Raw genomic sequence first — 17,604 nt, 5'->3', positions numbered from 1 at the left:
GCGGCTGGCGGCCTGGCGCGAAGCGGGCGCCACGGCCGGATACTTCCCGGTCAAAATGGATCCCGGGCCATCACCGCAGGATGACCATCTTTCACTTTCAGCACCGGGCCGTGGCGACCGGGCCACCATGGCGCCGCCGACCCGTCAACGACCACCGAACCAGAGGAGAATCCATGCCAGCATATGTCGTCTTTATCCGCGAGAAAACCACCGACCAGGCCGAGATGGACCAGTACGCGCAAATGGCGCCCACGGCCCGCGCCGGCCACGACATCACCCGGCTTGCCTTCTATGGCGAACTCGAGGTGCTGGAGGGCCCGCCCGCCGAAGGCGTCGCCATCCTGCGCTTTCCCGACATGGCGGCGGCGCGGGCATGGTATGACAGCCCGGCCTACCAGGAAGCGCGCCAGCACCGCCAGCTCGGCGCCGACTACCGGGTGCTGCTGGTGGACGGCAGCGACGCCGCGCCGGCCCGATAGCCGGGCCAGCCGCCAGCCGCGCCTTCCGGCGGTTGGCGCTTGTCATGGAAGACGCGCAGTGCGCGTCGCCCGATCCAGGGCAAGTCAGAAATAATAGCCCGCCTGCAGGTTGATCCGGCGCGAAAACCCCTGATGCTCGGACGAAGTCGCGGCCAGGCCGCCGAAATCCGGCGACATATAGGGGTGGTGCTTGCCCATCATCAAGTCCGCATAGAACGACCACTTCCCCGCCGCGAAGCTCATCCCGGTCACGTTCTGCACGGAGTCGCGGTAGGCGCCGCTGCGCTTTTTCAGGACGCTGTAGTCGTTATAGACCTTGAACTGGCTGAACGGGCCGAGCCTGCCGGGGATGTCGTAGCTGACGTTGGCGATATGGATGTCGCCCGCCGTGGCGACCGGGAACGGATAGCCGAAGCCGCCGACCAGGACGAAGCTGTTGGGGTCCAGTCCGCCATAGGTCTGCTCGGGGCCGTGCGCGGTGCGGTAGCGATAGCGCATCGCTTGCAGCATCACGTTGACGCGGCCATAGTTGCCGCGATAGTGGACCGCGCCGGCGTGGCGCCGGGTATCGGTGCCGCGGCCATTGTCGATCTCACCGGTCAGGCCGGAAAAACCGAATTCATGGCGGCCCTCCGGCCCCAGGTTCCATACCACGCGTCCCACCAGGGTGTTGCGCTCGCTGTCGGTCTGGCCGGTGCCGTAGCCCTGCTCGTCGTCATCCTTGACGATATTGTAGGAGTAGCGGTTCGAGGCGCCCGCCGTATTGCCGCCCCCGCCATAGGAACCGCCGTCGCGCGGGAAGAATGCGAGCTGCCATTCGACCGGCCCGGGGCGGCTGATGTATTTCACGCCGAGGTCGTACTTGTCTTCGAAGCCGGCGTAGAAGGCGATCGACTCGTAGAAGTTATTCGAGGCGAACGGCAGGAGGCCGAAGGGATTGCTGTCCAGGCCGACATGCAGCTCGCTCTTGTCGTCAAAGCGCACGCCGCCCCAGCCATGGTGCAGGAAATGCTGCCAGTATCCGCCCTGCCCCTTCGGATAACGATTGTAGCGGTACTGGGCCGAGCCGATCATCCGGCCGTCATCGTAGTTGACGTCCAGGCGCGCCGTATCGAGGCCGAAGAACCCGCTGCGGTAGTCGTCCTGCCAGCTCTTGTGGACGTAATTGAAGCGGATCGCGCCGCCGATCGTCAGCGGCGATGCGGCGCTCGCGCGATCCTCGGCGTTTTCCTGGGCGTTTTCCCCAGCATTCTCATGGCCGTTCTCATGGACGCTCCGCTGGGCGCTCTCCGGGGCGTTCTCCGGGGCGTCTTCCTGAGCAGCGACAGGGCCGGACGCGAGCACCGCAACGCCCGCCAGCGCGGCGCACAAGCCGGTCGCCGTCTTCATTTTCATGCGCGCGGCGAACGCCGCCATTGTCGAATCAATGTCTTGCAAGGTAATAATGTGGTGCAAATTCACGTAGATTTCCTGAATGATGATCGGCGTGCAGCGGCCGTCGTCGCGCCGGCGATGACGCCATTGACGAGGCATCGCGGGCCTGCGGCCTGTTGACGGCGCGGCAGCGCCTGGTGTCGAGCGGCATGCGACGCCCGGCCTGGGTTCCCGAGACCGCAACGGCCCGCGACTGCCCGCGGTGGTTGGCATGGCCACGGCAATGGCATCGCCATGGAGAGAATCCGGGGCCAGGGTCGCCCGCATGGGTGATGGCGCCGTACGCGGCGCCCGGCGCCGCATCGACTCGGGGACCTTGATGAATGCCAGGCCACGACTGACGGCGCAAAACCATATTGTAACCCAGCAATGAAGATTCGTACAAATATACATGTATATTATACAACGAATAATCGACGTTTCCGCACCCGTGCATGCCCGGTCGCGCCGGAACACCGCTCCAGCCATTCACGGCACGAACGACAAGAATGCAGCGCTTTTAAACGAAAGAACTGACTACTTCGCCTACGACACCGCTGGCATTCGGCGCCAAGCGGCCCGGTCATGCGGAGCAGATCGGGCCAGGGGGAGCGCCACCGCTGCGCCGGCGCACTGTTGACGCAACTCAAACATCGATGAGGCTTCTACCCTATCGTTGACATCTTCGACCCGGCGCATGATCGTGGCGAAAAGGCCTGGCCGGGGCAAACCGGAGCCACCGGGGTCCGCAGGCTGTCGTAGCCCGCCTCATTCGCATCGTCCGATCATGGTTGCGACCCAAGCCACGCCGGTCCGGCAGGGCCTCTCGAGCGCCGAGGCCGAGCGCAGGCTCGCCGCCAGCGGTCCCAACACGCTGCCGGATCAGGCGCGGCGCGGCTGGCCCGCCATCCTGGCGGACACTGCGCGCGAGCCGATGTTCCTGTTGCTGATCGGCGCTGCGCTGCTCTACCTCGCCTTGGGCGAGCCGCGCGAAAGCGTCTTCCTGCTGGCAATGGTGGTGGCGATGCTCGGCATGACGCTCTACCAGGAGGGCCGCACCGAACGCGCCTTGCAGTCCCTGCGCGACCTGAGCGCCCCGCTCGCCAACGTCGTGCGCGACGGCCGCCATCTGCGCATACCGGCCGCCGCCCTGGTTCCGGGCGACCTGATCGTCCTGGCTGCAGGCGACCGTGTGCCGGCCGACGCCGAGCTGCTCGAAGCGACCGGCATCATGGTCGACGAATCCCTGCTGACCGGCGAATCGGCCCCCGTCTTCAAGCGCGCCCGGAGCAGCGACGACGCGCCGCCCGTTCCCGGCGAGGAACGGGACTCGCGGGTGTTCGCCGGCACGCTGGTCGTCCAGGGCGACGGCCTGGCCGAAGTGCGCGCCACCGGCGCATCGAGCGAATTGGGCCGGATCGGAAGCGCACTCGCGCATATCGATCCGCCGGCCAGCAGCCTGCAACGCGAGACCCGCATCCTGGTGCACCGGCTGGCATTGCTGGGGCTGGCCGTCAGCGTGCTGCTCGTGCTGCTGCTGGGCATGCGCGATTGCGACTGGCTGCAGGCGCTGCTCGCCGGCGTGGCCCTGTCGATGTCGATGCTCCCCGAAGAGTTCCCCGTCATCCTGACCATCTTTCCCGCCCTCGGAGCCTGGCGGCTCGCGCGGCGCCAGGTGCTGACCAGGCGCCTGGCCGCCATCGAGATCCTCGGGACGACCACGGTCCTGTGCGTCGACAAGACCGGTACGCTGACCGAGAACCGGATGGACCTGCGCCTGCTGTGGCATGACGGCGCCGCCTTCGAGGTCGATGCCGGCGTCCCGCCGCCCGCCCATCGCGCGCTGTTGTGGCAGGCGGTGCTGGCCAGCCGCGCACCCACGACGGATCCGCTGGAACAGGCGCTCCAGCGTGTCGCCGCGCGCCTGCCCGAGGCCGGGCCGGCCGTGCTCGGCCAATGGGTTCCGGAACGCGAATACGGCTTGAGCGACACCCGCGCGGCCACCATCCACATCCGCCGTGGCGCCGAGGGCGCGCAGGCGTTCGCCAAAGGCGCGCCCGAGACGATCGCCGCGCTGTGCCGCAACGGCGGCGCCACCGACGCCCTGCGCGCCGCCGCCGCACTGGCCTCGGAAGGGCTGCGCGTGCTGGCCGTGGCCGCCACCGGACGCATCGACCCGCCCTGGCCCGACGACCCGGGGGAGCTCCACTTCCGGCTGGCCGGCCTGCTTGCCTTCAGCGACCCCTTGCGCGCGGATATTCCCGCGGCAGTCGCCCAGTGCCGCTCGGCCGGGGTGCGGGTGCTGATGGTGACCGGAGACCACCCCGCCACCGCCCAGGCGATCGCACGCCAGGCGGGCCTGTCCGCCGGCGCCACGCTCACCGGGAGCGAGATCGCTCGTCTCGCTGCGGGCGAACTCGCTTCCCGGCTCGAGGGCGTCGGCGTCTGCGCGCGGACCAGCCCGCGGCAAAAGCTGGCCATCGTACGCGCGCTCCAGCAAGGCGGCGCGGTCGTCACGATGACCGGCGCCGGCGTCAACGACGCGCCCGCGCTGCGCGCCGCCGACGTCGGCGTGGCCATGGGAAAGCGCGGCACGGACGTCGCGCGCGAGGCCGCCGGACTCACGCTGCTGGACGACCGCTTTTCCTCGCTGGTGCAAGCGCTGCATGCGGGCCGCCGCATCGACGACAATATGCGCAAGTCGATGCGCTACGTCAGCGCGGTCCACGTGCCGATCGCCATGCTGGCGCTGCTGCCGCCGCTGGCCGGCTGGCCCATCCTGTTGCACCCGATGCACATCGCGTTCATGGAACTCGTGATCAGTCCGGCTTGCTCGCTCGCCTTCGAAAGCGAGCCGGAAGACCCGGACCTGATGCGCCGTCCGCCCCGGCCCCGCAACGAGCCGCTGCTGGGGCGCAAGGCGTTCATGTCGGCGCTGGCCAGCGGCCTGTGGGCGGCGGCCTTGCTGGCGGGCGCTTACGGCCTGGCGCTCGCCGTGCTGAGCGAGCCGCAGGCGCGTTCCGTGGCGTTTTGCGGCCTGACCCTGTGCAACCTCGCCCTCCTGCTGCTGTACCGCCATCCGCCTGGGTCGCGCGGCGCCGCGCTGCCCGGGAACCGCCTCCTGCTGGCGGTCATCCTGACGACGCTGTGCATGCTCGCGCTGGCCCTGTATTTCCCGCCGCTGGGCAGCCTGTTCCGAATGGCCCCCGCACCGGCGGCGTGGATGGGATTCGCCGTGCTGCTGCCCGTCATCATGGCGGTGGGCGTCCAGCTGGCGCGCCGCGCCCCCTGGAAAGCACCGGCGCGAGTTTGATGCATGTCAGTTTCGACACCCCGGCAACCGGTATTGGTGATGTTTGTGACGGCGCCGGCGCGGGTCGACGTGCCGGCACCAAGGGCAACGGACGCGATCGGCGGGCGCTTCGATGGCATACAAGACGATTCTGGTCCACGCGGCGCCGGAGGCCGAGGCGCAGGGCCGCATCCGGCTGGCGGCCCGGCTGGCGCACGCCATGGACGCGCACCTGATCGGCAGCGCGCCGACCGGCATCTCGCGCTACACCCCGGATGCGACGCGCGCCTTGCTGGCCGCGCCGTGCGCGGCGCTGCGCGCGGCCGCGCAGCAGGCGCTGGCGCGCTTTAACCGGCTGGCGCGCGAAGAGCGCGTGGCCTCGGTCGAGACGCGCCTGGCCGACGACGAGGCCGGGGCGGCGCTGGTCCTCGACGCCCGCTACTGCGATCTGGTCGTGGTCGGGCCGGCCGGCCATGACGCCACGCCCTTGCGTCCGCCCGACCTGGCGCAGCACCTCGCGCTCGCCGGCGGCCGCCCGGTCCTCGTGGTGCCCACCGGGGGCAACGCCGCGCTGCCGGGGGGCGGCGCGCTGGTGGCCTGGAACGGCAGCACCGAAGCGACCCGCGCGGTGGACGGCGCCCTGCCCCTGTTGCGCCTGGCGCGTCACGCGACCGTGCTGCGGCTCATGGACGGCGACGACGCCGGCGACGAGTCGGCCCCCCGCCTGGCCGCATTCCTGCGGCGCCACGGGGTCGTCACCCGGACCGCGCTGCGCCCGGCGGCGCCCGATCCCGGCGCCGCCCTGCTCGACACGGCGGCGCAGGAGGGCGCCGACCTGCTGGTGATGGGCGCCTATGGCCGTGCGCGCTGGCGCGAAACCCTGTTCCATGGCGCCAGCGCGCTCGTCCTGCGCCATGCCGCCTGCCCCATCCTGCTGGCCCACTAGGAAACGATCGATCATGTACAAGACCATTCTCGTCCATGCGGACCTCTCGTCCCACGCCCCCGCCCGGATGCGCTGGGCCGCCACCCTGGCCCATGCGCATGGCGCCCACCTGGTCGGCGCCGCGATGCTGGGCGTGTCGCGCACCATTCTCCCCCATGGCTGCCACTGGCAGCCCGGTTCGATCGAGGCCAGCTACTTCGAGCCGCTGGCCGACAACGCCAGAACCGCGCTGTCGCACTTCAGCGCCATCGCCGGCGAGGCGGCGGTGTCGTGCGAGTCGCGGCTGGTGTGCGACCTGGCCGAAGACGGCCTGGCGCGTCAGGCGCGCAGCGCCGACCTGGTCGTCATCAGCCAGGACGACCCGGACGAGTCGGTCCCGGGCACGGGCACCCGGCTGCCCGAATACGTCATTCTCAACAGCGCCCGTCCGGTGCTGATCGTGCCGCGCACGGATCCGGCGCCGCCGCCGGCCCCGGCGCTCGCGCCCAGGATCCTGGTCGGGTGGAACGGCAGCAAGGAAGCGTCCGGGGCGCTGGCGGCGGCCCTGCCGCTACTGCAGCGCGCGCTCGCGGTGATGGTGGTCGGGCTCACCCTGCCGCACCGCAGCGGGGGTGAACCGCAGTTCGCGTCCGACCAGTCCGAACTGTCCGGCTTCCTGCATCGGCACGGCGTTCCCGCCCACTTCTGCACGCGCGAACAGCGCCACGGCAGCGGCCGCGACCTGCTCGCCCTCGCGCAAGAGCTGGACTGTGGACTGCTGGTCATGGGCTGCTTCGGCCACAGCCGCTTCCACGAGCTGTGCGTCGGCGGCGCCACCCGCACCATCCTGGCCGAGGCCACGCTGCCGGTGCTGCTGGCCCACTAGCGCGACCGCAAGGGCTGCCCATCATCGACCGCTTGCGGCGGCAACCGGGCGCGCGCCGCCGTCGAGGCCGCCGGGGCCACCGGGACCGCCGGGGCCGCGACCGGCTTCGTCCATCCCACCGGCTTCGGCCATCCAGGCGCCACTTCCCCGCCTCTCGCGGGCACCACGCCGACGACAGCGCTTGACGTCGCCATCAGGCTCGCCACGGGTAGCGCCGATCGCGCCGCGAAGGGCGCCGGTGGCGAGCCGTCTCTCCGTGCCATCGTGCAGGAGGCAGGCAGGTCGTCTCACGTTCACATCCCCATCTGCTGTGCCTGGTATTCGCGACATGGCTGCGCACTTCGGGAGCGAGGCGCCTTGCCAGCCCGCGTTTCGTCGGACACCGGCACCGCGACGGGCGTTGCGCTCGCGCCGCCCGGGCGACGCCCGCTTACTGGATGGTGATCTGCTTGCGCGTCGTACCCTGCTTCTTGGGCAAGGTCAGGTACAGGACACCGTCCTCGTACTTCGCGGCGGTCTTGGCGTCGTCGACCTCCTGCGGCAGGCTGAAGCTGCGGAACAGCGCGCCACTGTAGCGCTCGCTGTATACCGCTTCGCCGGTGCTCTGCTGCTGTTCGCCCTGGAGCGTCGCGCTGATCGAGACCACGTTGCCGTCGACCGAGACCCGGATGTCTTCTTTCTTGACGCCCGGGATGTCGGCCTTGACCAGGTAGTCCTGGTCGGTCTCGGTCACGTCGACCCGGATCCGGCGGTCGGTATCGAGGCCGCGCAACGCCGATGCGAGCGGAAAATCGCGCATGATGTCTTCCAGGCCGCGAAACGGGTCCATGCGCATCAGTTCGCGCATCGGATCGTAGCGTGTCAGATTGTTTGCCATGATGTCCTCTCGGAAGTTGATGATGAAAAGAGGGGCGATCCCACGAAGCGCGATCATGCCGGCCGCGCCCGGAGGGTCCCTGAATGGTGCCCGGATGGTGACGACCGCCCTGACCACGGCGGCAGACTGCCCTGCCCTGGACCATCGTAGGATGCGAGGCCACCATCTCTATGAGTTGAATCAAAGTGCGCCGCTTGCATCCGCGGGCTGTCCGGGTTACGGCGTCGCCGCGGGTGCGCGCCGCGGAACTTATCGGCCATGCCGGCCATCGAACCAGCGTGGCCGCCATGCCGACCGTCGCCGTCCGCGTCGCCATTCGCGTCGCCATTCGCGTCGCCATCCAATGCTGCGGCCCGTACCGACGACACGATGAGCAAACCCGATTCCGCCTGGCGAGTCCGGGTCTCGCGTGCCTGCCGCGCAGCGGCGTCCCGGCTGCAGGGTCCGCCGCCGGGTCCGACGCCGGACAGCGCGCTGCAGCGCACACCCGCCGACGGCACGGGTTTCGACGTCCAGCTCGACCGCCACATCGCCCGCTGGCTTCCAGTGCTCGGCCCGCTGCTCGGCGCCTTCGTGATCCTGTTCAGTGCCTGGGATGCCTGGATCGACCCGGCTCACGCCCGCGCATCGCTGACCTGGCGCCTGATCCTCGTGACGGCCGGCATCCCGGCCTACGCCGATACACGGCTGGCGGTGCGCACCCGCTGCCTGCTCCTGTACGTCACCCACGTCGGCGCGATGACGGCCGCGGCCGGCCTGCTCGACCATGGCATGCTGCTGGCCCTGCCGGCCCTGACCGGCGCCCCGCTCGTCCTCGCCCTGATCGAGCCGCGCCCGCGCCGCTGGCTGGCGTGCACGCTGGCCCCGGCCCTGCTGTTTCTGGCGCTGGCGGCGCGCGCACTGCCGCCCGCGGACTTCCTCAACGGCGCCCTGTTGTACGCGCTGGCATGGCTGCTGGCGGGCGCGGTCGCGGCGATCCACCTGCGGCTCTGGCGCCGCACCTACCTGGCCGAGCAGGCCCTGCTGCGCGCGAGCCGCTACGACAGCCTGAGCGGCGCGCTGTCGCGCGGCTACCTGACCGAACTGGCGGCGCGCGACATCGCGCTGGCCCGGCGCCACGGGCGGCCACTGGCGATCGCGATGCTCGACATCGATTTCTTCAAGCACGTCAACGATACCCATGGCCACGACATCGGCGACCGTGTCCTGGCCGCCATGGCGCAGACCTGCACCGCCGGCATGCGCGCCAGCGATTATTTCGGCCGCATCGGCGGCGAGGAGTTCGTGTGCGTGATGCCGGAGGCCTCGACCGCCGACGCGCTGGCGTGCGCCGAACGCATGCGCACCGACATCGCCGCGCTCGCGGTGCCGACCGACGCCGGACCGCTGCACATCACGGTCAGCCTGGGCGTGGCCGTGCTCGACCGCCACCATGACAGCTGGGAGTCGCTGCTGCGCGCCGCCGACGCCGCGCTGTACCGCGCCAAGGAGACCGGCCGCAACCGCTCCGTGCTCGCGCCCACGCCGCGCCCGGGCGGCTGATCGGCGCCACGCGGCCGCCCGCTGGGCGGCCGGCTCAGGGCGGGCGCGATACCGGCAGGCCCGCTGCGAACAGGTCGCGCTCGCGCCCGACGATCTCCTCCACCAGGCGCTCCTCGACGCCAACGGCTTCCAGCACGAAGGCCGACAGCTGCAGGCTGGCTTCGAGCGTCTCGGGCACGACCACGCTGGCGCCGGCCAGGCGCAGCGCACGCGCATGCGCTTCGTCGCGCGCGCGGACGAACAGGCGCGCGTGCGGCAGGGCGCGCCGGATGCCGCGCACGGCCAGCAGCGCCGCCGCCGGCTGGTCCATCGTCAGCACGATCGCCGGCGCCGCGCCCGCGTGCAGTTTGCGCAGCAGGTCGGCGCGGGCGGCGTTGCCGAACCACACCGGCAGCCCGTCGGCGCGCAGGCGCGCCACCAGCGCCGCATCGGCCTCGACGGCCACGTACGGGATGCCCTGCGCCGCCAGCAATTTGCCCCAGTTGCTGACCGACGCGGCCGAAGCCGGCGATGACGACCCGGGATGGCGCCGCCGGCCACGGGGCGCCGCCGCCCTCGGCCAGGCCGCGCCCGGCGCGCTCGCCGCGCTCTCCCAGCAGGCGGCCGAGCCGCGCCAGCATCGGCGTGACGAACAGCGACAGGCCGACCACCAGCGTGGCCGATGCGCCCGTCGCCGGCGCGAGCACGCCCGCGCCGATGGCGTAGGCGATCACGACGAAGGCGAACTCGCCGCCCTGCCCGAGCAGCAGGCCGCCCTCGGCCGCACGGCCCCACGGCAGCGCGCCGGCGCGCAGCACCAGGGCCGCGACGGCGCTCTTGACCAGCACCAGGGCGGCGACGGCGCCGGCCACCGCCCACGGCGCCGCGAGCGCCAGGCGCAGGTCGATGGTCATGCCCACCGTCATGAAGAACAGGCCCATAAGCAAGCCCCTGAACGGTTCCACCATCCATTCGACTTCGTGCCTGAATTCGGTTTCGGCCAGCAGCAGGCCGGCGACCAGGGCGCCCAGCGCCATCGACATCCCGGCCGCGGCCGCCAGGGCGGCGAGACCGAAGGTCGTGAGCAGGATGAGCGCCATGAAGGTGTCCGGCTGGTAGGTGCGCGCGAGGACGCGAAACAGCGGATGCACGATCTTGCGGCCCGCCAGCCAGATCACGGCCAGCCCCAGCGCCGCCTTGGCGATGGCGCCGGCTGCCTGCATGGCGAGCCCGGCGCCGTCCGCGCCGGCGCCGGGCGCCAGCGCTCCGGTCAGGATCAGCAGCGGCGCCACGGCCAGGTCCTGCAGCATCAGGATGGCGAACACGGCCTGGCCGAGCGCGGTGCCGGTCATGTGTTGCTGGCGCAGGAGCTGCATGACGACGGCGGTGGACGACAGCGCGAGCGTGAGGCCCAGGATCGCCGCGGCGGGGCCGGGCAGGCCGCAGGCGAACAGCGCGGCGCCGAGCGCGCACGCCGTGAGCGCGACCTGGGCGCTGCCGGCGCCGAACACCCAGCGCCGCATCGACCACAGGCGGCCCGCCGTGAGTTCGAGCCCGACCGAGAACATCAGGAACAGCACGCCAATCTCGGCCAGCAGGGACACGCCCGGCCCGGCAGGAAACGCGAGCGCGGCCAGCCAGGGCGGCGCGCCGGCCAGCGGCCCGGCGGTGAACGGCCCGAGCAGGACGCCGACCGCGAGGAAGCCGAGCACCTGGTTGACGCGCAGGCGCTGCAGGGTCGGCACGAGGACGCCCGCCAGGATCAGGAACAGCAATATCTCGCGCAGAAAAGGAAAAGCGGGGGCGTCGTGCACGGGCGCTCCTTCGACGGACGGCAAGGCGGCTGGCGTCTTCGATTCTAAGCGATACGGCAGCGGCCAGGGACGCTTGACGGCGCCGGCGCGCCTCGACGAAATGCATGGCCGGCGCCAGCAGCATCGGCTCGCGCAGCAGCGCGGGCATGCCCTCGCGCGGGGTGTTCGCGCGCTGGACGACGAGTGACATACACCTGAACCTCGATACCCGCCACCGCCCCACCGGCAAACCGTTATCGATCCATCTGATGCAGCGCAAACTTTATGATCATGCACGGCGCATGCTGGCAAGAGGCTCCTCCCCGCGCAGCGGGCCGACGGGGCCTTGCCGGCGTTCGCGACGTCGCCTGTGCGCGTTGCCGGCCCGTCACGACATTCACAACCGGTCAGGAGCGCAAAGTGTATAAAACCATTCTTGTTGACGTCGACGGCAGCCCCCAGCAGGAAAGCCGGGTGCGCGCCGCCGCCGTCGTCGCCCAAGCGCAGGGTTCCCATCTCATCGGCTGCAATTCGACGGGGATCACGTGGCTCGACCTGTCCTTGTCCGCAGGATCGATGAACGCCCCTTCGCCTCTGGTCGATTTCGAGGCGCTGCGCGCACGGGGCGCCAGGCTTCTGGAGGAGTTCGCCCTGCAAGCGGAGCAGCTGGGCGTCGCATCGGTGGAAACACGGCTGGAGGACGATCTTCCCGACATCAGCCTGGCGTTGCAGGCGCGGTATGCGGACCTGGTCGTGCTGAGCCAGGACCCCGACGCCGCCTCGGACCACTGGCCGAGACGGCGCAATCTGCCGGAACAGCTGGCCGTCCACTGTCCCCGTCCGATTCTCGTGGTGCCGCCGGGATACCATTCGGCCCCGATCGCCAAGACCATCGTTGCAGGTTGGGATGGGCGCATCCAGGCGATGCGCGCCCTGGCCGCCGCCCTGCCCCTCCTCTCCACGGCCGAGAACGTCAAGCTGGCGCTGATCAATCCCGACCAACTGTCGGCGCTGCATGGAGAGGAAGCCGGCGCCGACATGGCGCTCTACCTGGCACGCCACGCCGTCGAGGCCGAAGTGGTGCTCGAGCGGACGGCCGCGGCGCCAGCCGAGGCGTTGATGACGCTCGCCGGGCAGAACGGCGCCGGACTGATCGTGGCTGGCGCGTATGGCCACAGCCGGTATCGGGAATGGGTGCTGGGCGGGACGACCCGCGCGTTGCTGAGCCAGGCGCAGATTCCGCTCTTGCTCGCCCACTAGCCCACGCCGCCCCCACCGGCTCACCGTACGCCGTGCAGCACCTTGGCTTGCTCGCCCTGCGCACGCTGCTCTTCACGCGCCCGGTCGAGGTCGCGGTCGATGAAATAAGTCAGCATGGTCCGGATCCCGGCAATGGCCGCGAGCCGGCCCAGCTCGTCCCAGCCGGGCGCGATCGTCGTGGCGGCGATGTCGGCGCCGAGCTGGAAGGTCAGGGCGGCCACCAGCCAGCGTGCGAATTCAATGAAGATGGCACGCAAGCGGTCACCGGGCAGGCTCTTGTGCACGAGCGCCAGCGCCATGCCCGCCAGGGCTCTGAGCGCACCGGCGGCGATCATCAACAGCGCGATCGCCCCCAGCGCCAGCTCCAGATTGCGCGCCAGCGTGTACAGGGCGGCTTCCATCATGGCTCTCCCATTCATGCGCACCGGGGCGCCACGCAGGGTCACTGCGGCGCCAGGCGATGGCGTTTATACCAGCCCTGGTAAGGCAAGCCGACCAGCATGCCGACGATAAGGAACATCAGGATCGCGGCGCTGATCTCGGGTTCCGTGAAATTGGCGTGCGCGATCACCAGCGCCATCCCGGGATGGCGCATCGTGCAGGCGACCGCGAGCGCCTGCTGGTCGTGCGGCTCCGAGCGGCGACCGATGACGTGGCCGGCCAGCAAGGCGCCGATGAGCACCACGATCATGGCCACCAGCGTGCCATTGCCGACCAGCTGCCACATCGTCGGCAGCACCCTGAACAAAAGCGGCAGCAGCGTGACCACCAGCATGACGTTGGCAAGCCGCGTGACGAACGGCGCCGCGCGGCGCGCGCCGTCCGGCACGAAATGACGGATCACCATGCCCAGGGCCAGCGGCGCGATCACGGACGCGAGGATGACCCGCAAGACCTGCCACGGACTGATGGACACTTCCTCTCCGAAGACCCGCGCGAGGATCGCCACGGTGATGGGCACCAGCGCGACCGCCAGCAACGATACCGCGACCAGCAAGCCATAGACGTAGCGCCGCCGGCCGCCGGACTTGACCTCCTTGCCGGGCATGAGCGGCGGCAGCGGCGACACCGCCATCAGCAGGATCGCGATCTTCACGGGACGCTCGAGCGGCATGGCCGCCACCACCAGCGCGGCGAATGCGGGCACGGCGACCGCGAACGCCAGCAGCGAGCGCGCCAGCAGCCTGGCCTGCCTGAGCACGAAGGCGGCTTCGCGCATCGTCGCATCCAGCCCGACGGCGAGCACCAGCAGCATCAGGCTGCCCTGGAGCGCCGGCAGCCAGATCTCTTTCAACACTTCCATGGGCAAGCCTTATCCAGGGATGGCGATCGCGCGTGAGGCCGGCCAGCGCGATTCGTACGGCAAGCTTTGCTGGCGCATGGCTGCGGCGGCGGTCAATGGTTGGCGGACGAACCTGCTTCCTGCAGCGCCCGCAGCACCTCGTCGAGGTTGAACGCCGCCGGCTTTTGACGAGGCGGGAACTGCTTGAAAGCCTCAATCTGATCCGCGACCATCCCCTGCATCGCGTAGATGGCGTAGCCATGCTGGATATACCAGTCCCAATAGGTGTTCGAACTCTGGTCGGCGCGCTCGAACGGGTCGCGCCGCAGATTGAACAGCTTGGGGGCGCGCAATTTCACCGGCGGCTCGAGCCAGCACATCAACTGCTTGGCACGCTGCTCGAGCAGCACGACCTTCCAGTCGCCCATGCGCACCGCCATGATGTCGCCGTCGTCGCTGACGTAGAAGAAGCCGTTGCGCGGGGATGTCTGCGTCTCGCCACTCAGGTAGGACAGCATGTTGTGGCCGTCGAGGTGCACCTTGAAGTGCTTGTCGCCGGCCTGGTAGCCGCCCAGCAACCGCTCCCTGACATCCGGCTGGCCGGCGGCGGCCAGCAGCGTCGGGAACCAGTCCTGGTGCGAGACGATGCCGTTCAGCACGGTGCCGGGCTTGAACCTGCCGGGCCAGCGCGCGAAGGCCGGCACGCGCCAGGCGCCTTCCCAGTTGGTGTTCTTTTCGTCGCGGAACGGTGTAATGCCGCCGTCCGGCCAGGCGTTGAAGTGCGGACCGTTATCGGTGGAATACAGCACGATGGTGTCGTCGGCGATACCCAGTTCATCCAGCTTGTCCAGCATGCGCCCGATGTTCTCGTCGTGCGCCACCATCACATCGTTGTAGAAGCCTTGGCCGCTCTTGCCCTTGTGCTTTTCCGCGCGATGGGTGCGGAAGTGCATCGCGGTCGTGTTGTACCACACGAAAAACGGCTTCTGGGCCTTGGTGGCCCGGTCGATGAAGTCCAGCGCCTTGCCGGTGACCTCCTCATCGATGGTTTCCATGCGCTGCCGGGTCAACGGGCCGGTATCCTCGACTTTCTGCCCGCTCGCGCCGTTTGCCCAACTGTGCAGCACGCCGCGCGGGCCGTAGCGCTTCTTGAAGGCAGGATCGGTCGGGTAGTCTTCGTCCTCCGGCTCTTCTTCCGCGTTGAGGTGATACAAGTTGCCGAAGAACTCATCGAAGCCATGCATGGTCGGCAAGAATTCGTCCTTGTCGCCAAGGTGATTCTTGCCGAACTGACCGGTGGTGTAGCCAAGCGGCTTGAGCAGTTCGGCGATGGTCGGATCTTCCTTCTGCAAGCCGACAGTGGCGCCCGGCATACCGACTTTGGTCAATCCGGTGCGGATCGGGTTTTGTCCGGTGATGAACGCCGCGCGTCCGGCCGTGCAGCTTTGCTGGCCGTAGTAATCCGTGAAGGCCACGCCCTCGTTCGCCACCCGGTCGATGTTCGGTGTACGGTAGCCCATCTGCCCCCGGTTGTTGTAGCTGATATTCCACCAGCCGATGTCGTCTCCCCACAGCACCAGGATGTTTGGTTTGTTCGTTGCCATGAAATTCTCCAATCTGGGCGACGCAGGCGAACCTCGCCACGCCCGAATCTCAAGAAGAAAACAAAATGCCGGCCCGGCGTCGCCGGGACGTCACACCTGAAGACAGGATGATTTGCCGACGGCGCATGCGCAATGGGACCAACGACTAATCCTATTGGTGCGCGAGCTACATCTTCCGCCAGCCAACCGCCAACTACGTCAAGAGCCAGGACCTGGTGACTCCCGTGCCGCAGGCCAGCGGCGGTGCGTCGCTGCGGTTATTTCTTCTGATGCGGCGAACGGGGAAACGGGGACCGCGCCGAGTCGCGGCTCCTCTTCGCCGCCTTTGGAGCGGGATCGGACCTGTCATTCAGAATGACACCCCGGTCAGCGAACGCCGTAGACCAGTGCGCCAGGTCGTATCGGCAGCGGTATGCCAGAGCTCGCTCGGAAACCAACAGGACGACGTCGACTCGTCGTGGACGAGCGTCCGGTGACTGCAGCATCGAATTACCGTACGTGAGGCTGGCACGGTCGGCGCGATCCCTGGAGATCAGGCTCTCTACGCGATAAGCGTACACAACTTGCAACAACGTTAAAAAATTGAATCGTGCGCATAACAAGATTCTTCTCTTATCTTAGTATGTGTACTTAACATTTTTTTAATAGCCAAGGAAATATTGTAATGACCACTGTCCCGATCCGACTCCTGTCCTCCCTGGTCCTGATGGCCGCTTCGTTCTCGGCCTCAGCCGGGCCGACCGTGGTCAGGGCGCTTGAAGTCAAAGGCGTATTCAACGAAAAAATTGGTCCTGCGCCGCAATGTGCATCCACCCTCGGCGGCAAGCTCGCCGGCCACGGTGAGACGGCCGAAGGCACGCCAGTCGCATTTATCGGCGGAGACTGCTTTGCCCAGTCCGGCACGACATTCACCTTCAGCAATGGCAAGTTCATCCTGCTGTATCCAAACGGCGACCAGATTTTCGCCAACTACAGCGGTCAGTTCCTCCCCACCGGCGAAGGCACTGCCTACGTCATGAACGGCGGCACCTTCACCATCACCGGCGGCTCCGGCACCTTTGCTCGTGCGACCGGCGGCGGCTACCTGAGCGGAACCGAAGACTTGTCCAATGGCGCCGGTACGATTGCGTTATCGGGTCGTGTTTCTTACAAGCGGAAGTGATCGCTGAAAACAGCATCAGGCTGCGCTGAAGCTGCGGCATGGAGGACTCAGTGAAAAGAGCGGCATATATGCCGCTCTTTTTACGTGCCGCTCGTTTTCTTAACGGTTGTGAATCGCCACGAATTTGCCAAGCATTTACGAGGCTCACGATCACAGATTGAGGATGCCAAAGCAAATCGCCGGCAAAGGCCGGCGATAGGTATATTGCTGATTCGGATCGATGCCCGATGTTGGACATGAAATAATCTGGAGGCGAGGACGGGAGTCGAACCCGTCTAGACGGCTTTGCAGGCCGTATCTCATCAATAAAATCAGGGAGTTGCATTGGAACCTCCTCTTAAGCCTACTGTGCGATGCAGCGTGCGAATTCCAGGTGCTGTGTAAGATGCAGGAGCATCGTACAGATTTGCTGGCCTGGATGCCGCACCGATGCCCCCACTCGTCAACAGTGTGTCCACATATTTCGGTCTCACGATCGAACGTGCTCAATACGTGCCTCAGAAAAGCATCAGCCATGGAGAGCAACAGAACAAGGAACGATGCAGAGGTGCTTATTCGCGTGCGCACCACAGCTCTCGGGTGCCCTCATGTCTACGTGTTTAGTATCGTGCGATCATATTCCTCGCCGTAGCTGGCCTTTGTTTCGTGCAAAGGCTATGCTGGGCGACTTGATTGCTGGGTTCAGCAGTCCCGGCATTCAATCGCACCAGGAGCAGTTGGCAGCATGAGTTCACGCATTCACCCGCAGGCCCGTACCACACCGAAGATCCGCCAGGAGATCAAGGATTCCGGCCTGTCTTCCAGAGAAGCCGCCAAGGTTTTCAACATCACGCGAGCCACTGCACAGAAGTGGCTGGGACGCGACGATGTACAGGATCGCTCGCACCGCGCTCACACACTGCATACGACCTTGAGCCAGGCCCAGGAAGCCATTGTGAATCGCCACGACTATCGTAGACACTCCTGAGCCATAATATCGGGCACAAGGAGAAGATATGAGCGGTAAGCGGTACACTGGCCTTCCCCCATCGTCACGGACACTTCCGTTAGGCGCATTTTAGATTTTCAAACTGTACCGGGCTGATGTAGCCGATAGTGGAATGACGCCGG

General features: G+C 68.0%; 13 protein-coding genes and 2 pseudogenes. 8 read left to right on the top strand and 7 right to left on the bottom strand.

Annotation, left to right across the window (positions count from 1 at the left end):
- Positions 1-173 precede the first annotated feature (173 nt).
- Positions 174-479 carry a DUF1330 domain-containing protein gene (locus tag ACZ9AQ_RS03560; protein ID WP_429202797.1) on the top strand — a complete coding sequence of 102 codons (306 nt, stop codon included), beginning with the start codon at positions 174-176 and terminating at the stop codon, positions 477-479.
- Positions 480-563: 84 nt separating this feature from the next.
- On the opposite strand, the gene ACZ9AQ_RS03555 is transcribed toward ACZ9AQ_RS03560, so the two are convergent.
- Positions 564-1,874: a hypothetical protein gene (locus ACZ9AQ_RS03555; RefSeq protein ID WP_429202799.1), complete on the bottom strand. Its 1,311-nt coding sequence runs from the start codon at positions 1,872-1,874 to the stop codon at positions 564-566.
- Positions 1,875-2,679: 805 nt separating this feature from the next.
- On the opposite strand from ACZ9AQ_RS03555, the gene ACZ9AQ_RS03550 reads away from it, so the two are divergent.
- The 3 genes from ACZ9AQ_RS03550 to ACZ9AQ_RS03540 all read left to right on the top strand — a co-directional run bounded on the left by ACZ9AQ_RS03550 (position 2,680) and on the right by ACZ9AQ_RS03540 (position 6,995).
- Positions 2,680-5,205 carry a cation-translocating P-type ATPase gene (locus tag ACZ9AQ_RS03550; RefSeq protein WP_429202801.1) on the top strand — a complete coding sequence of 842 codons (2,526 nt, stop codon included), beginning with the start codon at positions 2,680-2,682 and terminating at the stop codon, positions 5,203-5,205.
- Between the two features lie 112 nt (positions 5,206-5,317).
- A complete protein-coding gene (locus tag ACZ9AQ_RS03545; RefSeq protein ID WP_429202803.1) occupies positions 5,318-6,130 on the top strand; it encodes a universal stress protein in 813 nt (270 codons plus the stop codon).
- 13 nt (positions 6,131-6,143) lie between these two features.
- Positions 6,144-6,995, top strand: coding sequence for a universal stress protein (locus tag ACZ9AQ_RS03540; protein WP_429202805.1), 852 nt, complete (start codon positions 6,144-6,146; stop codon positions 6,993-6,995).
- Positions 6,996-7,425: 430 nt separating this feature from the next.
- On the opposite strand, the gene ACZ9AQ_RS03535 is transcribed toward ACZ9AQ_RS03540, so the two are convergent.
- Positions 7,426-7,872, bottom strand: a complete 447-nt coding sequence (locus ACZ9AQ_RS03535) for an Hsp20/alpha crystallin family protein (protein ID WP_429202807.1) — start codon at positions 7,870-7,872, stop codon at positions 7,426-7,428.
- A gap of 369 nt (positions 7,873-8,241) precedes the next feature.
- Between ACZ9AQ_RS03535 and ACZ9AQ_RS03530 the strand changes: the two genes are divergently transcribed.
- Positions 8,242-9,414 carry a GGDEF domain-containing protein gene (locus ACZ9AQ_RS03530; protein ID WP_429202809.1) on the top strand — a complete coding sequence of 391 codons (1,173 nt, stop codon included), beginning with the start codon at positions 8,242-8,244 and terminating at the stop codon, positions 9,412-9,414.
- A gap of 34 nt (positions 9,415-9,448) precedes the next feature.
- Here the strand turns inward: ACZ9AQ_RS03530 and ACZ9AQ_RS03525 are convergent, their stop codons facing one another.
- Both ACZ9AQ_RS03525 and ACZ9AQ_RS03520 read right to left on the bottom strand, forming a co-directional pair.
- Positions 9,449-9,886, bottom strand: a complete 438-nt coding sequence (locus ACZ9AQ_RS03525; protein ID WP_429202811.1) for an NAD-binding protein — start codon at positions 9,884-9,886, stop codon at positions 9,449-9,451.
- Positions 9,887-10,088: 202 nt separating this feature from the next.
- Positions 10,089-11,702, bottom strand: a pseudogene (locus ACZ9AQ_RS03520) (cation:proton antiporter domain-containing protein); the annotation flags it as partial.
- On the opposite strand from ACZ9AQ_RS03520, the gene ACZ9AQ_RS03515 reads away from it, so the two are divergent.
- A complete protein-coding gene (locus tag ACZ9AQ_RS03515; RefSeq protein WP_429202813.1) occupies positions 11,607-12,446 on the top strand; it encodes a universal stress protein in 840 nt (279 codons plus the stop codon). The pseudogene ACZ9AQ_RS03520 and the gene ACZ9AQ_RS03515 sit on opposite strands and share 96 nt — an antisense overlap.
- 20 nt (positions 12,447-12,466) lie before the next feature.
- Here the strand turns inward: ACZ9AQ_RS03515 and ACZ9AQ_RS03510 are convergent, their stop codons facing one another.
- The 3 genes from ACZ9AQ_RS03510 to ACZ9AQ_RS03500 all read right to left on the bottom strand — a co-directional run bounded on the left by ACZ9AQ_RS03510 (position 12,467) and on the right by ACZ9AQ_RS03500 (position 15,332).
- A complete protein-coding gene (locus ACZ9AQ_RS03510; RefSeq protein ID WP_429202815.1) occupies positions 12,467-12,850 on the bottom strand; it encodes a DUF1622 domain-containing protein in 384 nt (127 codons plus the stop codon).
- Positions 12,851-12,888: 38 nt separating this feature from the next.
- Entirely contained in the window at positions 12,889-13,749 is an 861-nt protein-coding gene (locus ACZ9AQ_RS03505; RefSeq protein WP_429202817.1) for a bile acid:sodium symporter family protein, read from the bottom strand.
- 92 nt (positions 13,750-13,841) lie between these two features.
- Positions 13,842-15,332 carry an arylsulfatase gene (locus tag ACZ9AQ_RS03500; protein WP_429202819.1) on the bottom strand — a complete coding sequence of 497 codons (1,491 nt, stop codon included), beginning with the start codon at positions 15,330-15,332 and terminating at the stop codon, positions 13,842-13,844.
- A gap of 664 nt (positions 15,333-15,996) precedes the next feature.
- On the opposite strand from ACZ9AQ_RS03500, the gene ACZ9AQ_RS03495 reads away from it, so the two are divergent.
- Both ACZ9AQ_RS03495 and ACZ9AQ_RS03490 read left to right on the top strand, forming a co-directional pair.
- Positions 15,997-16,494 (top strand): hypothetical protein, encoded by a 498-nt coding sequence (locus tag ACZ9AQ_RS03495; RefSeq protein ID WP_429202821.1) that lies wholly within the window; start codon positions 15,997-15,999, stop codon positions 16,492-16,494.
- 724 nt (positions 16,495-17,218) lie between these two features.
- Positions 17,219-17,431 (top strand): annotated as a pseudogene (locus ACZ9AQ_RS03490) (IS481 family transposase); the annotation flags it as partial.
- Positions 17,432-17,604 lie beyond the last annotated feature (173 nt).

The sequence above is a fragment of the Massilia sp. UYP34 genome (assembly GCF_056279385.1).
Note: the sequence above shows the minus strand (reverse complement) of the source record. Positions and strands in the feature narration are given on the sequence as shown.

Bases quoted from the DNA above. Each gene is read 5' to 3' on its own strand.
- ACZ9AQ_RS03560 (WP_429202797.1), top strand. From the start codon at position 174: ATGCCAGCATATGTCGTCTTTATCCGCGAGAAAACCACCGACCAGGCC.
- ACZ9AQ_RS03555 (WP_429202799.1), bottom strand. From the start codon at position 1,874: ATGAAAATGAAGACGGCGACCGGCTTGTGCGCCGCGCTGGCGGGCGTT.
- ACZ9AQ_RS03550 (WP_429202801.1), top strand. From the start codon at position 2,680: ATGGTTGCGACCCAAGCCACGCCGGTCCGGCAGGGCCTCTCGAGCGCC.
- ACZ9AQ_RS03545 (WP_429202803.1), top strand. From the start codon at position 5,318: ATGGCATACAAGACGATTCTGGTCCACGCGGCGCCGGAGGCCGAGGCG.
- ACZ9AQ_RS03540 (WP_429202805.1), top strand. From the start codon at position 6,144: ATGTACAAGACCATTCTCGTCCATGCGGACCTCTCGTCCCACGCCCCC.
- ACZ9AQ_RS03535 (WP_429202807.1), bottom strand. From the start codon at position 7,872: ATGGCAAACAATCTGACACGCTACGATCCGATGCGCGAACTGATGCGC.
- ACZ9AQ_RS03530 (WP_429202809.1), top strand. From the start codon at position 8,242: ATGAGCAAACCCGATTCCGCCTGGCGAGTCCGGGTCTCGCGTGCCTGC.
- ACZ9AQ_RS03510 (WP_429202815.1), bottom strand. From the start codon at position 12,850: ATGATGGAAGCCGCCCTGTACACGCTGGCGCGCAATCTGGAGCTGGCG.
- ACZ9AQ_RS03505 (WP_429202817.1), bottom strand. From the start codon at position 13,749: ATGGAAGTGTTGAAAGAGATCTGGCTGCCGGCGCTCCAGGGCAGCCTG.
- ACZ9AQ_RS03500 (WP_429202819.1), bottom strand. From the start codon at position 15,332: ATGGCAACGAACAAACCAAACATCCTGGTGCTGTGGGGAGACGACATC.
- ACZ9AQ_RS03495 (WP_429202821.1), top strand. From the start codon at position 15,997: ATGACCACTGTCCCGATCCGACTCCTGTCCTCCCTGGTCCTGATGGCC.